The 17,984-nt window shown below is 63.0% G+C and carries 15 protein-coding genes; 14 read left to right on the forward strand and 1 reads right to left on the reverse strand.

The annotated features are described in order from the left end of the window. Positions 1-438 precede the first annotated feature (438 nt). Positions 439-999, forward strand: a complete 561-nt coding sequence (locus OXK16_02470; protein ID MDE0374812.1) for a DUF1697 domain-containing protein — start codon at positions 439-441, stop codon at positions 997-999. Positions 1,000-1,185: 186 nt separating this feature from the next. Continuing rightward, positions 1,186-2,571: an amidohydrolase gene (locus tag OXK16_02475; GenBank protein ID MDE0374813.1), complete on the forward strand. Its 1,386-nt coding sequence runs from the start codon at positions 1,186-1,188 to the stop codon at positions 2,569-2,571. A 432-nt stretch (positions 2,572-3,003) separates the two neighbouring features. On the opposite strand, the gene OXK16_02480 is transcribed toward OXK16_02475, so the two are convergent. Then, positions 3,004-3,954, reverse strand: coding sequence for a dipeptidase (locus OXK16_02480; GenBank protein MDE0374814.1), 951 nt, complete (start codon positions 3,952-3,954; stop codon positions 3,004-3,006). A 566-nt stretch (positions 3,955-4,520) separates the two neighbouring features. On the opposite strand from OXK16_02480, the gene OXK16_02485 reads away from it, so the two are divergent. The 12 genes from OXK16_02485 to OXK16_02540 all read left to right on the forward strand — a co-directional run bounded on the left by OXK16_02485 (position 4,521) and on the right by OXK16_02540 (position 17,733). Next, positions 4,521-6,299, forward strand: coding sequence for an ABC transporter substrate-binding protein (locus OXK16_02485; protein ID MDE0374815.1), 1,779 nt, complete (start codon positions 4,521-4,523; stop codon positions 6,297-6,299). A 55-nt stretch (positions 6,300-6,354) separates the two neighbouring features. After that, positions 6,355-7,368, forward strand: a complete 1,014-nt coding sequence (locus OXK16_02490; protein MDE0374816.1) for an ABC transporter ATP-binding protein — start codon at positions 6,355-6,357, stop codon at positions 7,366-7,368. 181 nt (positions 7,369-7,549) lie between these two features. Continuing rightward, the gene (locus OXK16_02495) at positions 7,550-8,611 is read left to right on the forward strand and encodes an ATP-binding cassette domain-containing protein (GenBank protein ID MDE0374817.1); all 1,062 of its coding nucleotides are present in this window, start codon (positions 7,550-7,552) and stop codon (positions 8,609-8,611) included. Further along, positions 8,608-9,546, forward strand: a complete 939-nt coding sequence (locus OXK16_02500; GenBank protein MDE0374818.1) for an ABC transporter permease — start codon at positions 8,608-8,610, stop codon at positions 9,544-9,546. Before OXK16_02495 ends, OXK16_02500 begins: the two co-directional genes overlap by 4 nt. A 223-nt stretch (positions 9,547-9,769) precedes the next feature. Further along, positions 9,770-10,438, forward strand: a complete 669-nt coding sequence (locus OXK16_02505; GenBank protein ID MDE0374819.1) for an ABC transporter permease — start codon at positions 9,770-9,772, stop codon at positions 10,436-10,438. Positions 10,439-10,453: 15 nt separating this feature from the next. Next, positions 10,454-10,897 (forward strand): TIGR03618 family F420-dependent PPOX class oxidoreductase, encoded by a 444-nt coding sequence (locus OXK16_02510; protein ID MDE0374820.1) that lies wholly within the window; start codon positions 10,454-10,456, stop codon positions 10,895-10,897. Positions 10,898-10,943: 46 nt separating this feature from the next. Beyond that, a complete protein-coding gene (locus tag OXK16_02515) occupies positions 10,944-12,164 on the forward strand; it encodes an amidohydrolase family protein (protein MDE0374821.1) in 1,221 nt (406 codons plus the stop codon). 184 nt (positions 12,165-12,348) lie between these two features. Continuing rightward, entirely contained in the window at positions 12,349-13,206 is an 858-nt protein-coding gene (locus OXK16_02520; GenBank protein ID MDE0374822.1) for an amidohydrolase family protein, read from the forward strand. A 47-nt stretch (positions 13,207-13,253) separates the two neighbouring features. Continuing rightward, positions 13,254-14,906, forward strand: coding sequence for a DUF885 domain-containing protein (locus OXK16_02525; protein MDE0374823.1), 1,653 nt, complete (start codon positions 13,254-13,256; stop codon positions 14,904-14,906). Positions 14,907-15,097: 191 nt separating this feature from the next. Beyond that, positions 15,098-15,949 carry a DUF1028 domain-containing protein gene (locus OXK16_02530; protein MDE0374824.1) on the forward strand — a complete coding sequence of 284 codons (852 nt, stop codon included), beginning with the start codon at positions 15,098-15,100 and terminating at the stop codon, positions 15,947-15,949. A 28-nt stretch (positions 15,950-15,977) separates the two neighbouring features. Beyond that, the gene (locus OXK16_02535) at positions 15,978-16,676 is read left to right on the forward strand and encodes an SDR family NAD(P)-dependent oxidoreductase (protein MDE0374825.1); all 699 of its coding nucleotides are present in this window, start codon (positions 15,978-15,980) and stop codon (positions 16,674-16,676) included. Continuing rightward, positions 16,666-17,733 (forward strand): sulfite oxidase, encoded by a 1,068-nt coding sequence (locus tag OXK16_02540; GenBank protein ID MDE0374826.1) that lies wholly within the window; start codon positions 16,666-16,668, stop codon positions 17,731-17,733. Before OXK16_02535 ends, OXK16_02540 begins: the two co-directional genes overlap by 11 nt. Positions 17,734-17,984: the final 251 nt, after the last annotated feature.

Below are 17,984 nucleotides of genomic sequence, written 5' to 3' on the forward strand. Positions count from 1 at the left end.
ATCGGCTTGTCCTCGCCGAGTTGCGAGGCGTAGGCGACCGGATGCCAGTAGTCGAACAGTGCCTGGTAGAGGCGCTCCTCGGCGGAGTGGTCGAAGCGTATCTCGTCCTCGGTCACGCTGTACTGGTCGGCAACGGTCATATCGTCCTCCGATTTCCCGCCCTCGGATGCCCGGCCCGGCCGAGTCTACGAACCTCAGGCACAGGACGTCACCGGTGGTGCGGTGTTCCTGAGGTTTAGGGCGTCATGGGTGGTGTTCTGTGCCTCAGGTTGGTGGATCGCAGCTTTCTTGAGGCTGAGGGCGTCACCGGTGGTGCGGTGTTCCTGAGGTTTAGGGCGTCATGTCGGGCTCGAGGGGCCATATGCGAACTTGGGTTGGTTACCCTCGGGCGGCCGGTGCCTCCACCGGCGCCCCGGCAGACAGCCCTGGAGACCTTCGATGCCTACCGCTGCGGACTCTCGTAAGACCAAGCGCTATCTCGTCATGCCCCGGGGTATCAACGTAGGGACCGGGAATCGGGTACAGATGGCGGGGCTCAGGTCGAAGTTGACCGAGGCGGGCTTTTCCGACGTGGCGACCGTTCTAGCGAGCGGGAACGTGATCGTTTCCGCCGGATCGGATCGACCCGACGAGGTCGCCGGCGTGGTGCGGCGGTTGCTCTCCGACGCGTTCGATGTCGATGTTCCCTGTATGGCGCGAACGGCGGGCCAGGTTCGGCGGGTGCTCGATCGCATTCCCTTGCGGGAGGTCGTCTCCAACCCGTCGCGCTACCTCGTGATCTTCCTGTCCGAGGAGCCCGATCCCGCGTTGGTAGGTGCGCTGCTGGAGGAGGACCACAGCCCTGAGGCCATCGCGATCGAAGGCACGGAGGCATACGTCTGGTCCCCGGATGGCGTTGCGGCTATGACCCTCTCGTATGCCTACCTCGAGAGGCGGTTGGACGTAGTGGCTACGGCACGCAACTGGAACACCATCAACAAGATCGTCGCCAAGCTCTGACTGCTTGGCAGATGGGCTGGAGGTTCCCCAACCTTCGAGTACGCCGCCGGGTCCCCCGTCTCCGCTCCTCCTCCCGGGCAAACGGGTAACGGTCGGGCGATCCGCGTGGCCTCTCCCTGGCTTCGGGAAACCCCGGTCTACGATCATCGACCAGGACCCGGCACGGGCTCGACGGTAGGGAGGTTCATGGCGGATCCGGTGCCACCGCAGCGTTGTGACCTGCTTCTCGAGGGCGGGACCCTGGTGACCCTCGATCCGGCCCGGCCCGTGATCGAGACGGGGTACGTGGCGATCTCGGGCGAGCGGATCGTGGGAGTCGGGGAATCGGGCGGATCTCCCGAGTACCGGGCCGATCGGGTGATCTCGTGCCGTGGCCGGTTGGTGATGCCGGGCCTGGTCGACTGCCACAACCACCTCTTCCAGTCGCTGGGACGCAGCCTGGGCGAGGGCCTGCCCGGCTGGGATTGGCTGAGCAGGTTCATGTGGCCGTACGCATCCGCGATCACGCCGGAGGAGACCGTGTCGGCGGTATACCTGGCGGCGGTGGAGGCCGCCCTGGCCGGTACCACCGCGCTGTTGGACCATCACTACGGCCGCACCGACTACGAGACCACCCTGGCGGTGGCGGCCGCCCTGGAGGATGTTGGCCTGAGAGGGGTGGTGGCGCGCGGCGTCACCGGCGGCTACACGGCGCTGGCCGAGCGTCAGGGCCTGCCCCGGGAGGCCTTCACGGGCAGCGACCGGGAGGAACTCGACACCACCGCGGCCTGTATCGAGGCCCGCCCTCCCGGGTCCCGGGTGGCTATATGGCCCGGCCCGATCAACACCGTCTACACCGGCCAGGACCTGCTGGCCGCCGCGGTAGAGACGGCCCGCCGGTACGGGACCGGTTGGCACACCCATCTCAGCGCTCCCAGGAGCGACCCCGATGTCTACCGGGAGGCATACGGGGTCCGTCCGGCCATCTGGCTCCACAGCCAGGGTCTGCTTGGCCCGGATGCCGTGCTGGCCCACGCCACCTGGCTCGATGACGGTGAGATCGAGGCCATCGGCTCGACCGGTACCGCGGTGGTGCACTGCCCGATGTCCAACCAGTACGTTCCCTACGGGGTGATGCCCATGCGCCAACTCCTCGACGCCGGCGCCACCGTGGGGATGGGCACCGACGGCTCCACCTGCGGCCATCGCCAGGACCTCTTCGAGAACATGAAGATGCTGGTGCTCATGCACCGGCTGGCGGAGCTCGAACCCACCGCCTCGTCAGCCGCCGAGGCACTGCGCATCGCCACCGTAGGCGGGGCAACGGCTTTGGGCATCGATGCGGGGCGGCTGATTCCCGGGGCGCTCGGCGATGTGATCGTGCTGGACGCCACCCGACCCCACCTCACCCCGGCCCACGACCCCCGCTCCGCCCTGGTCTATGCCGCCCGGGGCAGCGACGTGACCACGAGCATCGTGGGCGGCGAGGTCATCGTGGAGGACGGCCGCTGCACCCGGGTGGACCAGGACGAGGTCATAGCGGAAGCCCGGGCGAGGGCGGCGGAGCTGATCGGACGGATCGGCCTGGCCTAACCCCTCTCGGCAGGATACGCCTGGCTGCCAGGCGAACCTGAGGTTCAGGACGTCATATGTGAGCGCCCTCTGCCTCAAGAACACCATAGATCGAGCATCGGCAGCGAACCTGAGGTCCAGGACGTCATATGTGACGCCCTCTGCCTCAAGAACCGCAGACGGCCCAAGTCGCGAAAATCCGGTGCTCCGCACCGGGCCCACCCCCGCCGCCACCTGTCCGATTGGGCGTGTGGATCGGCCATGCCCGGCCGGGTGCCGGGAATCGGCGGTCGCTCCACTGAGCCTTGTATGTTCCCTGGGCCGGCCGTTCCGATCGGTCTCACATCATCGGCCGGCACTTGGTGCTTGGCGTTGGGCAACGTATCTCGAAGCTAGGACAGTTTCAAGGCTGTTCTGCGAGAACGCGAAAAATAGCTCGGGTCGAAGCTACCGCTAGGCGGACCACACCCTCTTGAAAAGGTCTATCCAGTTGTGGCCCATGATGCCGGCGATGGCGCCGGACGGGTAGCCCCGCCGGGCCATCTCCTCGCGGATGCCGGGAATCTTGGTGGGCGAGTCAAGATCGATGAGGCGGGGGTCGGCGCCCATCGGGTAATCCTCGACGGTCCACGCTCCGGACGCGATCATGCGCTCGACCATCTCCATACCCGACTCGCAGAAGTCCAGCCCCAGCCCCACCTGATCGGGTCCGATCATGTCCACCAGGTAGTCGATGTGGTCCACCAGGTCCGATACCGTGGCGCCCTTCCCGCCGGGTTTCACGAAGGCCGGGAAGGTGACCACCCCGACCAGGCCGCCGAGGTCCGCTACCGCCCTGATCTGCTCGTCGTCGATGTTGCGGCGATGGGGGTTTATCGCGGCCGGGTTGGAGTGGGAGAACACCGGCGGCGCCGAGGTGGCGCGCATGGCGTCCATGGTGGTGCGCCGCCCGGTGTGGGAGAGGTCCACCACGATCCCGAGCCGGTTCATCTCCCGTATCGCCTCCCGCCCGAACGCCGTGAGCGGGCCGTCCTCGCGGCTCAGGCATCCGTCGCCCAGCGGGTTGGCGAAGTTGTAGCAGAGCTGGACCATGCGGAGCCCCAGGCGGTGGAAGGCCTCGTAGTTGGAGAGGTCCTCGCCGAGGGGGACGCCGTTCTGGAAGTGGATGATCACTCCCAGCTTGCCGGGATCGGGGAACCGGTCGAAGTGGGAGGGTTCGGTGACCCCCACCAGCCGGTCGTCCCGCTCCATCCAGCGGGCCCACTGCTCGAGTAGCCGCAGCGTCTCCGAAGGGGTCTCCCAGTTGGCCACGGTCGGCGCCCCTATGTCGACCCCGCCCTCGATGTAGAGGCCCCACGACTCGGGGTCGGTCATCAGTGGGCAGACCGCGTCCACAACCGTCATGAATGTCCACCTGTCGAGATTGCGGGTACCGGGCCTGAGGAAGGCCCTTCTGAGCGCGGGATTGTACCGAAAGGGAAGTACGCGGCTGTGTGATGCTAGTGGTTGTTATCCGGTTCGCCTGGTAGCTGATGTCCGATCGTTGGAATCGAGCGGGCAAGTGGGTTATCCCAGGCTCAGATCCACCCATTGAGTCGATGGTGGGCTTGGTGCGGGTTGCGTCAGTCGGATAGGTCGGCGAGTTCCTCTTGAGGCTGCCCAAAAAACGACCCTGCTGTGGCGTTGATCCCAGCACACACAGTCCGTCACGCTGAATTGGTGGCTGCCATAAGCTCGGCACAGTGGGGCCATGCTGCAGAGGTACAACTGGGAGACGCGGCAGGTCGCACACTCGGTGTGAACACAAGACTGCGGGCCAAGATATTCCTCGGTTTTCCCGACGTATCCGAAGGTCTCTGGGTTAAATTGAGCTATTCGCCCATGCGAGTTTGGGCCAAAAGTGGAGGCTCCTCAGCTCCTCCGAACCCGGGCGGGCCTGTGGAGACTTACCCTGGAGGAGGGTCGACCCGATGCGGACTCGAGAACACGCAAATCGTAGCTACTCATATCGGAGGCGGCTCGCAATCTGGTTTGGAGTTCTCGCGCTCGTCGCCGCGGCTTGTGGCGGCGCCGAGGAGGATACTGCGGCTCCAACGACTGCGGCTCCAACGACTGCGGCTCCGACAACTGCGGCTCCGACAACTGCGGCTCCAGCCACCGATGGGGCCACGGAAACTACCCAAGCTGTAGCCACGACGGCAGCGCCAGCGGTCGCCGCCGAGTCGTGCCTCCAACCCGGATCCGAGGTCACCATCATCAACCAGACCAACGTCCGGAATACGGTCAACCCTCTTCTCGCCATCGACACCACCGGATACTGGAGGACCGATCTGATCTTCGATCTCCTGATCGATGTGGATCCGGATACCGCCGAAATCGTTCCGGAGTTGGCTCGTTCGTGGGACATCTCGGACGATAACTTGACATACACCTTCCACCTTCAGGAAGGGGTCGTATTCCACGACGGCGCGCCGGTGACCGCCGCGGACGTGGAGTTCACGATCGAGAGCATCCTGGCGCCTGGATTCCTGGGCCAATGGCGGCCGAGGCTCGCCAATATCGTCGGATCCGACGCATTCACGGACGGCTCAGCCGACAAGGTCGCGGGTGTTGAGGTCCATGACGACTACACGATTTCGATCACGCTGGCGAAGCCTGACGCCTCGTTCATGGCGATCTCCGTCAGAGAGGTACTGAAGGTCCTCCCGAAGCACTTGCTGGAAGGGGAAGGTCCCATCGGGGCGGATCACCCGTTCTCGCTGCATCCGATAGGCAGTGGTCCCTATGAGTTCGTCCAGTGGACGGAGGAGAAAACGACCTTCAAGGCGTTCGATGGCTACTGGCAACCGAATCGTGGCTGTATCGAAACTGTGCACCACGGGGGGATCCAGGATGTCAACACCATGCTGGTGGCGATGGAAACGCAACAGGCTCATGCCATGGACCGGACTCCACCTGGCGACATAGATCGCATGGTCGCCTTGCCACACATCGACGTCGCTACCTATGACAAGGCACAGCTCGACGGTCTCGTGTTCAATGTTGAGAGCCATGAGGCTCTAGCCAATCCGGACGTTCGGCGGGCCATTGCGATGGCCATCGACAAGGAATCCTTTGTCACGAACTTCTTGGGCCAGTATGCGACCGTACGGAACAGCTTCCTGATCAGCAACTCCTGGGCATTCGACGCGGCCGTTGAGATGCCGCCTTACGATCCCGATGCTGCGGCGGCATTGCTTGCCCAAGCGGGCTACCCCGGCGGGGAAGGTATTGAGCTGACCTTCTTCTACAACGATGGGAACAGCAATCGTGAAGGGCTGGCGATCTATGCGCAGGCAGAACTCGCCAAGCTCGGCATCGATGTCACCATCGAAACGGCCAAGTGGCCGCAGTTCATCGAAGCCGTGCGGAACGGCGAGTTCAATGTCGCCGTGATGTCTCTCCATTCCGGCTTCCCGGATCCGGCGATCATTGGACAGACGTATGGCACGGGCGAACCCGAGAACCATATGAATTACTCCAATAGCGCTGTGGACGAGGCCTTGACGGCTGCCCTACTCACGACTGACATCGATGAACGGAAGGCGCACTACTCGATTATCCAGGAGAACCTGGCGGCGGATACGCCGTTCGTGCCGGTGTTCAGCCCACCCGGCACCGTCCTGTACAACTCGGATCTGCTCACCGACGTCTTCCCGTCCAACAACCGGATGTACTGGGATGTCCGTCAGTGGAAGGTAAACGAGTAGAGGTCTAGCCGAACTCGTTAAGATCGGGGCAACCTGAGAAGGTGCGTTCCGACACATGAAGGAGCACGCGGCAAGCCCCTCTCCGTCCGAGCACGCCCTGCTGTCGGTGAGGGATCTGGCGGTCGACTTCGAACTCGAAGGCGGCGTCCTTCGGGCGGTGGACCGTATCTCCTACGACGTCCGTCCAGGCGAGATAGTCGGGATCGTCGGAGAGTCCGGGTCGGGCAAGAGCGTTTCGGTCCTGGCGGTTCTCCGCTTGCTCAACGTCTACACGTCAGGAGCGAGCGTCACTGGCGAGGTGCTGTTCGAGGGCCGAGATCTCTTTGCCCTCACGGCCAAGCAGATGAGGGAGATTCGCGGCAAGGACATCACCCTGATCTTCCAGGATCCCTCTTCGTCATGGCATCCAGTGTTGAGAGTCGGTCGCCAGGTGGCCGAAGTGAGCCTGGCTCACGGGAAGATGGGATCTGACCGTGTACGGCAACACGTGGAAGGCCTGTTCGAGTCTGTCGGCATCCCCAACCCTCGGGTCAGGTACGAGCAGTACCCCCACGAGTACTCGGGCGGGATGAAGCAGAGAGCCATGATCGCCATGGCCATAGCGAACAGGCCGAAGCTCTTGATCGCGGACGAGCCCACCACTGCTCTCGATGTCACGATCCAGTCACAAGTGCTGGAATTGCTGAGAAACGTGACCGCGGAAACGGGTGCTGCCCTCATCCTGATCTCGCACGACATAGGCGTGATAGCGGAGATGGCCGACCGTGTGATCGTGATGTATGGAGGACGGGTGATGGAGGAGGGCCCGGTGGAGCAGGTGCTGCTATCGCCGCGCCATCCATACACCAGGGGACTGCTGTCGAGCCTGCCGCAGATCGACCAGGAGATGTCACGATTGCCGACCATCCCCGGGTCTCCGCCTCAGATGTTCCAAGCACTGGCCGGCTGTCCCTTTGAACCGCGGTGCGGGCTCTCCGGGGACCGTGATCCTTGCCGGGAATCACGGCCGTCCCTGAGACAGTGCGGCGAGGACCAGTTCTCGGCGTGCCATTTCTTCGAGGAGCTTTAAGTGGTCTGGCTGCGAAACAGCTTGGTGTGTTCTGGCGGTCATCGGTGTCCCGTCGCTGCGTTCCGCTTCCTCAACGTACCGCTGCGGGTACGCCTTCGTCAGCGGGCCTTGCGAGGAACACCGCTGCCGACTCCATACCACACCGCCATTCCGCAGACAGACCACTAGGAAGTACGTGCCGATGGAACGTCGCTCGTATCGCGCTGAAGCAGTCAACGGGGAGGCCGGTCCGCGCTCGGGTTCCCCGTTGCTGACTGTAAGGGACCTGACGAAGACGTTTCCCGTGCGTAAGGGCCTTTTCGGACGCCCGGAGGCGATGATCCAGGCGGTCACCGATGTGAGCTTCTCGATCTATCCCGGGCAGACGCTCGGGCTGGTCGGCGAGTCCGGTAGCGGTAAGTCCACCACGGCGCTGTGCGTAACCCGGCTACTGGACGTCACGTCCGGCAGCGTCGTGTTTGACGGCCAGGAGTTGTCCGATCTGTCTCGGCGCAGCATGCGGCCCATCCGCCGGAACATGCAGATCGTCTTCCAGGATCCGTACTCGTCCCTCGACCCCAGGATGACGGTGAAGGAGATCATTGCGGAGCCTCTGCGGGTGTATGGCTCCTACGGTCGTAGAGGGCAGGGTGAGAGAAAGGTACATGAGCTGCTGGAGAAAGTGGGGATGAATGCCGCCGACGCGGCCAGGTTCCCCCACGAGTTCTCCGGTGGGCAGAGACAGCGCATCAGCATTGCCCGGGCACTGGCCCTCGAGCCAAGGCTCCTAGTCCTTGATGAGCCCGTCAGCGCTCTGGATGTCTCGGTCCAGGCACAGGTTACGAACCTGCTCCGGGACCTCCAGGAGGCTATGGGGCTGGCCTATCTGTTCATCGCCCACGATCTCGCGGTCGTGCATCATGTGTCCGATTGGATCGCGGTGATGTACCTGGGCAAGATCGTCGAGTACGGCACCGTGGACCAGGTGTTCAGCCAGCCGACCCACCCCTACACCCAGGCCCTGCTGAGCGCGATACCGAGTGCGGACCCGACCAGGGCCGACGACCTCGATGAGCGGATCATCCTCACCGGGGAGATACCCGACCCCGCCGACCCGCCCTCGGGATGCCGGTTCCGTACGCGCTGCTGGAAGGCGGAGCCGACCTGTGAAGAGGTTTCTCCGGAACTGGTGGACACCCTTGGGGTCGGGCACCCGAGCGCCTGCCACTTCCCGGAACTGCAGGCGAGCGGGGTCCACCGATGACCCGCTTCATCGTCAATCGCATAGCGCAGATCATCCCGTTGCTCATCCTGTTGAGCGTTTTCATCTTCACGATGATGCACTTGGCGCCCGGCAGTCCCGAGAGCTTCTATCTCACCGACCACTACACCGAAGAGCAGGCCGAAGCAGTGCGCGAGCAACTCGGGCTCAACGAACCTCCCGTCAGGCAGTACCTCACCTGGCTGGGGGCCGCGATACGTGGTGACTTCGGGCAGACGTTCACATACGGGGTCACCGTCACGGAGGTGATTCTCGCCCGGCTGTGGCCCACCCTGCAGTTGCAGCTGCTCGCGCTGACCGTTTCGGTAGTGATCGCCCTCCCGGCCGGCGTGATCTCCGCACTCAGACGAAACTCGAGACTCGATCATTCGATAACGACCGCAACCCTGTTCGGTCTGTCGATGCCTGACTTCTGGTTCGCCCTGTTGCTGATGCTGACGTTCTCCGTACACCTGGGATGGCTACCCGCTTTCGGAACCGGAAGCGAAGGCCTCTTCGCGGCCCCCCTCAACCTTGTCATGCCGGTGGCCGTCCTAGGGCTCTCCGCAGTGCCCTGGTATGCCCGGGTTGTGCGATCGTCCATGCTGGATTCCCTGGCGGAGGACTACATCCTGACCGCCGCGGCCAAGGGCTTGACTCCGGCCCGGATCACGATCCATCACGCTCTCCGCATAGCCATTCTCCCCCTGGTCACCGTCATCGGTCTGTCCATGGCGCGGGTGCTCTCGGGCGTGATCGTGGTGGAGACGATCTTCGTCTGGCCGGGGTTGGGCCAACTGGCGTGGGAGGCTGTGATCCGCCAGGACTATCCCGTCATCCTGGGCCTGACCATCTTCACGGCCGCGTTCGTAATGATCTTCAGCCTGATCGTCGACATCATTTACACCTACATCGATCCGAGGATTCGTTATGTCTAGCGAGCGCTCAGCGAGTCCAGCGACTTCCACTCACGGCCAGGTACGCTCCCGGAGCCGGTTCAAGCGAATCGCCTGGCGGTACAGCCGGAACCGGCCGGCGGTCGTGGCGATGGCCTTTCTCACCATTCTCATCATCGTTGCGATACTTGCGCCGCTGGCAGCTCCGTACGATCCTGTGGTCCAGGACCTGCCGAGGCGCTTGGAGCCCCCGAGCAGAGAGTTCTTGTTGGGGACCGACGCCTTCGGCCGAGACAGCTTCAGCCGGATGATTTACGGCGCCCGGGTGTCGCTCCTTGTCGCCTTCGCCACGGTGGCACTGATCATCCTCATAGGTACCACGGTCGGCATCCTCGCGGCCTACTACCGCTTGCTCGATGGTCCTTTGATGCGGATTGTCGACCTGCTGATGGCGATGCCTCCGCTGTTCCTCCTGATCATGCTCGTGGCCCTGTTCGGCGCCAGCACGGGACATACGGTGCTGTTCATTGCCCTGAGCTACTGGCGGACCACCGCCCGGTATGTGAGAGGCCAGGTCTTATCGCTCAAACATAGGGACTATGTGAAGGCCGCTCTGGCTTCTGGCGCGTCCGATGTCCGGATATTCGTGCGCCACATCATCCCCAACATCTCCGACGGGCTGATCGTGATCGCCACGCTCTCGATCTCCTTCGTCATCCTGCTCGAGACGGCCCTGAGCTACCTGGGCCTGGGAGCACAGCCGCCGACTCCGAGTTGGGGCGGGATGCTCGCCGACGGGAGGCAATACCTGCAGATCTCATGGTGGTTGACGGTCTTCCCGGGTCTGGCGATCTTCCTCACGGTGATGGCCTTCAACTTCGTCGGTGACGGCCTGCGCGACGCCTTCGACAGCAGATCCGCAAAGGCGGTGTGAGCATGGAGTCCGCGGTTGGGCCGGCTCAGCGGGGCGGGACTCCCCGAGCGGGAGACGACCCCGATGCTTAGCGAGAAGGTGAAGGAGTTCGCAGAGGGCCCGAATTTCGCGGTCCTCACGACCATGCTGCCGGGAGGCCATCCGGCCACTCAGGTCATGTGGGTCGACTGTGATGATGAGGTGCTGCTCATCAATACGGAGACACACCGTCAGAAGTTCAAGAACATACAGAGAGACCCGCGGGTGACGGTGGCGATCTGGAAGCGGGACGATCCGTACGAGTATGTCGAGGTCAGGGGAACGGTGGTGGAGACGATCGGGGGAAGCCGGGCCAGGCAACACATCGATGAGCTCGCCCTCAAGTACTTCGGCCGGCTGTACGACAGCAGCATCATCGAGAGCGAGCGTGTCATCCTCCGGATCCGCCCCTTGTCGGTTCCTTCGAGGCCCGGCGGCTGATTCAAGGATGTAGCCGGCTAGGCGAGGAAAGGAGGGTGGTGGAGAAATGGAGACATCGTCGGTAAACATTCGGGGGGTTAGCTGGCTGGACACGTCTTCGGGCGAGTACAGCACGAGGGACATCCTCGTCCGCGGTGGCGCTATAGCGGAGCCCTCAGGTGAAGCAGCAGACCTGACAATCGACGCATCCGGGTTGACGGGGATGTACGGCCTGTGGGACTGCCACACCCACGTCGGCGGCTTGATGTACGACCCGGATGCTCAAGGGTATTTCGAGGCACCCGCCGCCCGCACCATCCGGGCGGGCGTGAACCTCGCGCAAGCGGCCCGGATGGGCATCACGGGTGTGCGAGCGGTCGGCGAGTGCGACGACATCGATCTGGCACTGAGCCGCGCCTACGAGGCGGGTGTTCCTCCCGGCCTCCGGCTCCGCGGCGCCGGCTGCTCCCTCAAGACCACCGGTGGCCATGGGGTGGCATATCCCCGTGAGTACGTTCGTATGAGGGGATCCTTGACCGTGGATGGCCCGGCTGAGGTGGCACGGGCTGTCCGCCGGCAGGTCTCTCGTGGTGCGCATTGGATCAAGGCTTCGCTTACCGGGGGTCTCTACAGCGAGCACGAGACCGTGGACGGGGGCCAGTTCTCTGACGAGGAACTGGAGGCGTTGCTGGCGACGGCGAACCAGCGCGGCATTCCCGTGGCCGCTCATTGCGGTGGGAGTGATCAAGCAGTGCGATTCTCCAGGTTGGGAGGGCGTTCGGTTGAACACGGCTATGCGTTGGACGAGCGGGCAGCTGCTGCGATGGCGGAATCGTCAACGTGGCTCGTGCCAACGATCGGGGTGACTCACGACTCCTCCTTCATAGCCGAAGACGGGTGGCCGTCGCACGCTGCGAACCGGGCCGCGGCCTCTATCCGGAAGCACCGGGAGGGCCTCCGGGCTTGCCTGGAGGCCGGCGTGCGGATCGCCGTCGGCGCGGACCTGAACCCGATCGGGCCCCGCCTGCACCGGGAGATGGAACTCCTGGAGGAGGTGGGCGTCGACAGGCTGACCGTGCTGCACGCCGCCACGATCGGCGGCCGCGAACTCAATGGTCTCGGGTCGCAAAGCCTGCCGGGGCCCGGTGCCGCTGCCGACCTCGTTCTCACCGAAGGATCACCTCTCGATGATCCGAAGGTACTGCGTGATCCGGTTCTGGTCATGGCGTTCGGCCGTGTCCTCAAGGGAGAAGGCACCGAGCACTGGGCGCCGTCTTGGAAGCGTTGAGGGTTCCTTGTCCGGCAACCGTCACAACAGACGACAACCCTCTTTCGTCAGGGATCTTCAGTGGTCAGAAATGGACTGCACGCAGGGCCTCAGCACCGAGCATCATGGTAAACTCACACCAAACAACGGTTAGGGCTGCAGTAGCTAGATTCGAACGGCCTTGCCGGCACAGGAAGGATCTCTAATGATTGTCGACTTTAGGATACGACCCCCCTACAGGGGCTTCAAGGATCTGCACATCTTCAGCCCTCGAGACCCCAACCCGGATCCTGTCACGCAGCACGGCCTCTCGCTCGACTTGCCGGAATACAAGTCGCGCACTGAGCTGTCCATGACCCATCTCATTGCAGAAATGGATGAGGCGGGAATCGACGTAGGCGTCGTCCACGGCCGGCAGTCGCCGGCACCCTTTGGCACCGTCAGCAGCGACACCGTCGCCGCGATAGTCGAGGAGTATCCCGGGCGGTTCGTCGGCTTCGGGGGTGTGGATGGCTCCCGTGGCGAGGAAGCTCTGGAAGAAATAGAGAAGTGCCACAGTCTAGGACTCCGGGGTATTTCTTTTGACAACGGGTTCTCTGATCCGCCACTGCATAACGATGACCCGCAATTGATGCCGCTGTACCAGTTGTGCAGTGATCTCGGCCTTATCGTGTCCCTCACCAGCAGCATCTTCCTGGGTCCGGACATGTCGTACTGCCACCCCATCCACGTCCAGCGTGTGGCGCTCGCTTTCCGAGACCTGACAATCGTGGTCCCACATGCCAATTGGCCCTGGACGACATTGGCCTGCAGCGTGGTCTTCCAAACCAACAACGTCCACCTGATACCGGACTTCTACCTCAACATGCCCAACACTCCCGGCGCTCACGAGTACGTGAGGTCGGCGAACTACTTCATGAGCTACAACCTGCTGTTCGGTAGCAGCTACCCGGTGAGGCCCTTCGGGCAGAGCGTCGAGCAGTTTCGAGCGTTGCCATTCGACTCGGACGAGATACTCAATCGGGCCCTGGGAGAGAACGCCGCACGGATTCTCGGCCTCTAGGCCCGAAAATCCGGCCGCGGATCGCGGTTCCCGACTGTGAGGTCTTGTTGACGGAAACGCTAGATCGAGTTATCGCCGATTATCTCGAGACGGTGCTCCGAGCCGATCCAGTGGCGGCTACGCAGGTGGGCGTACACACGTGGGACTCGGACCTCGGCACCTTCGGACCCGAGGTCGCCGATGACTATCTGCGGGATCTCCATGGATCGATAGCTCGTCTGGAAGGCATCGACCTTTCCCCCTTGCCCTTCTCGAGCCGATTGGACGCGTCCGTCGCCATGGTCGATGCCAGCGTGAAGGCACGCCAACTGGTAGAGACACGATTCTGGGAGCGAGCGCCGTTCTGGCATCTGGAACGACTCGGCACCGGGGCCTCCGTGCTCATGCAGCGCCCGTTCGCAGCCGTCCAAGAGCGGGCCGAGTCCCTTCTCTCCAGGCTCGAAGCGGTCCCGGGCTATCTGGCATCAGTACGACGTCTCATCGTTCCGTCGGACCTTCCAGTGCCATACGTCGATATGACCATCAGGGCGGCCGACGGCCTCCAGACGTTCTTCGGGACGTCTGTCCCGATGTTCGCTGATCAATTGGAAGGTCGGATCACGTCTCGACTATCGGCTGCCGGGCAGAGAGCGGCGGCTGCGGTGGCGGAGTTCTCCGAATCATTGAATGAGATACGCGGCACAGCCGGCGGGAGCTTTCGGGCCGGCGCGGCGTACTTCGACTTCCTTCTTCGCACCTATCACGGTGTTCCGCTCGACCACTCCGAGCTTTTCGAGTGGGGGAAGGACCAAGTGGGGCGGGATCGTGCTCGATTGGAGGATTACGCAAGAGCCTTGGACCCGGATCTTCACTGGACCGAACAGGTGAGCCGGGTCAAGGAGCGCCATCCCCGCCCGGAGGGGTTTGCTGATGCCTATGCAAACGAGATGGAGCGAGCTCGTGAGCACTGCGTGGAGAAGGATCTGATCTCGATACCCGACGACGAGGTGTGCCACGTCCGATGGCTGCCGGAATACCTGCGGGTCGGCTTGCCGATCGCTGTCATGTCACCAAGCCCTAGCTTCGAACCCGGTCTGGTCAGCGAATGGCTGATCACGCCCATCGATCCGGACGCGCCTTCCCAACGCCGGTCCCAGCACATGCGCGATAACTGCTTTGCGTTCTGCGAATCGATCGCCGGCCACGAGACTTATCCCGGACACCATCTCCAGCGAGTCCATCACAAGTTGGCGACGAAGGCGTCGCCGATTCGTACGTACTTCGTGTCTCCACTCTTTTCCGAGGGTTGGGGCCTCTACACAGAGGACCTGTTGGACGAGACCGGCCTGTTCGATGACCCGGCGGTCAAGATTTTCAAGCTGCGTAATGCCCTCTGGCGTTCCGTTCGCGTGGTCATCGATACTGGCCTCCATACGAGGAATATGAGTCTGGCTGAAGCGACCAGGCTCTTGGAAGAAGAGGTCGCTCTTGACTGGCATATGGCTGAAGGCGAGATCACCAGATACATCAGGCATAATAATCCTACGTACCCTTCGTCCTACCTCATGGGCAGGACCGCCATACATGATCTGCGAGCACGGTGCGGTAGCGGCGTCACGTTGAGGACTTTCCATGATCGATTGCTGTCCTACGGCTCTGTTCCGCTTTCCTTCCTGGCTGAAGAGTTGACGGGAGACAGAGATGAGAGACCCGGAACGTAGGAGGGTACTGAAAAACGTCCAGTTGGTCCGATTGCCGGGACAAAACCCCAGTTCAAAGCACCGCGTGCCAACCAATCCCCGTCTCTTTTTTGGAGCACGCTCCTAGCCGTGATACTTGAGCAAGTATCTTGGTCTCGGCAAAGCTGGCAACGTCCAGCCGTGCTACCGTCGAAGCGGTGACGTTTTCGATAGTGGCTCGCAGCGCAGACGGTGCATGGTGGGGGTCTGCGGTGGCCTCGAGATGTCTAGCAGTCGGACGAGCCGTACCTGCCGCCAAAGTGAACGTGGGTGCGATCGCAACCCAGGCCAAATGCAATCTCACATACCGGGAACGCGGGCTCGCCCTACTTAGCTCCGGGGTCTCAGCAGAGGAAGTCGTGAGAAGTCTGGTGCAAGACGACGAACATCGACAGTACCGGCAGCTCGGGGTTGTGGACGCGATGGGGCGGGCCAGCAGCCATACCGGAGAGGACTGCAACGGTTGGGCCGGCCATGTGGTGGGTGAAAACTATGCCATCCAAGGGAACTTCCTTTCCGGCCCGGGTGTGGTCGCCGCGATGGAAAGGGCTTGGCTGGCAACTGACGAGTCGGACGAACTCGAGCGCCGGATGCTCGCGGCGCTGCTAGCCGGCGATCGCGCCGGTGGCGACAGGAGAGGGCGCCAGAGTTCTGCGATCCTGATCGTTACCGAAGCGGGCGCCTACGAAGAAGGCGCCAGCGACGAGTACACGAACCTCAGGGTCGATGACCACCACGATCCGGTGATCGAATTGATACGCCTCTCCGATATCCGAGCGGTTCACCTGGTTCAGAGTGATGGGCCGGGCGCGATTCCACTCGAGGGAGACGTGTTGGGTGAGATCGCGGTGCTGCTGGACCGGATCGGATATCCGTCGGAGACGTCTGCCGACGATGCGGTGGTTGCTGCCTTGGAAGTGTGGGCCATCGACGAGTACCTGTCCGGACGCTTTCACGGCGACTCGGTGGACGTAGAACTCCTGAACGTGCTTCGCAATCGCGCCGGAGCGGGCTCCCTCATCTGAACGCGGACTCCGGCCTCGAGGAGTTGAGATGGTTATCACCCCCGACCTCATCGTCGTATTCGGCGCAGCAGGCGGTATGGGCAGGGCGGTTACCCGACTGGCCCGGAATCAAGGCTTCCGGGTCATCGGCTACGACAAGTTCCCACGGATCGATGACGAGTTCGAGGTCCGTGAACTGGACGCATGCGATCCGGTTGAAGTGGAGAAGGGGCTCTCGGACGCCCTCCGCCACGCGAACGGTGGTCGCGTAGCGGTTGTCGATGCCGTGGGAGTGCCAAGTCGGGGCACGGTTGCGGACGTGACGCCCGAGGAGTTCGATCGGGTCATCAACATCAACCTACGATCGGCCTACCTCATCACCCAGGGACTCGTTCGCCTGCTCCGGTCAGGAGCATGTTCGTGGGCCGGGATCATCCACATAGCGTCCGGAGCAGGCGCTCTCGGCGCCACGGATAGGTTCGCCTACAGCGTCGCGAAGGCCGGTCTGCTGGGGCTGTGCAAGCAGGTGGCCCGGGACTTCAAGGACGACTCCTTCAGGATCGTGGCGATAAGTCCCGGCCTCGTAGACACCGATTTCGCCACTCCGATGTTGACCGCCGAGGAGCGTGAGGAGTACCGGGAGCGTCGGGCTGACTCCATCTCAGCCGACGGGATCGCAGAGCTAGCCCTGTGGACCATCCGGCATGGCATGATCGCCATGCATGGAGGCTCTCTGGATGTCTACTAGCTCCAGCGACGGCTTGATGGTCTCTCGGGTGAGGGCAGAACTCAGCCAGCCGCGGGTGTCACAACTGGGCGAGTTCATCACTCCGAATCACCTGTTCTTTGTCAGGGACCACTTTGTCAACCGGCCGGCACTCTCTGATGATGAGTGGCGGCTGCATCTTACGGGAGTCGGTGTCCAGGACACGGCCGTCTCGCTCGCCGACCTCAGAGACCTGCCGTCAAAGTCCCTGACCGTGACCCTGGAGTGTGCGGGCAATGGAGGTTACGGCAGGGGTGCCGACCGGCAGCAACACCATATGAGGACCATGGTGGGGACGGCAGTCTGGCGAGGCGTTCCGGTCACGGCCTTGTTCGAGGACGAGATCCCACCGGAGGTCACGGAGTTCGTCTTTCGAGGCTATGACGGCGGTGAGGATCCCGACGAGCCGGTCCCGATCGACTGCTACACAAGGAGCATTCCCAGAGCCAAGGTTCTTGACGGCGATACGCTGCTCGTCTACGAGATGAACGGTGAGCCCCTACCTCGAGAGCATGGGTTCCCGGTCCGGTTGATAGTGCCGGGCTGGTACGGCATGGATTCGGTGAAGTGGCTCAGGTCTATCGAGGCAAGAACCACACCGCTCGGCCATTTCTACGACGATCACAAGTACAGGGCCCAGTGGACGGATGCGGGCTTGCAAGCCGGACGGCGAGTACGCGAGATGGGAGTGAAGTCGTTGGTCCTGTCCCCTTCGAATGGTCAGCGGATCCTCCTCGGGGACATACCCATCTCGGGGTTAGCATGGGCGGGTCAACGTGACGTGACCAGCGTGGATATCAGCTTTGACGGTGGCCAGAGCTGGCAACCCACCGAACTCGGCGATGAGGTGCGGCCGTACAGTTGGAGGGCTTGGAGCCTGACGCACGAGGCGGATGAAGTGGGTCCGCTGGACTTCATGGTCAGGGCCGTCGACTCCGCGGGTCGCGCACAGCCCATGGAGGCGCTGCCTGCGCGCAACTACGAGGCCAACTGGGTGCAGCGGGTGCTCGTGTTCGTGGTTGCCGGCTTGGAGCCGTAGACGTCCAGTCGGTTGTGTCCGCCGGAGCGGGTCAACCTCAATGCAGACGGGTCTCCGGCAGACCACCCCAAGGGATCACAATCCTTCTCAAGGTCCTACGCCGAGCCGTCTCGCAGGGGTACCAACACCGACACTTTCATAGCCCGGCGGATCTTGCCTTCCTATCGCGCCCCAGCATATGCCGTTTTCGCGCCCCTTCGCTATGGTTAACGGCGCTCTAAGCGCAGGTGACCCGACCGCGGACGCGACCA

Source organism: bacterium (genome assembly GCA_028821235.1).
GTDB lineage: Bacteria > Actinomycetota > Acidimicrobiia > Spongiisociales > Spongiisociaceae > Spongiisocius.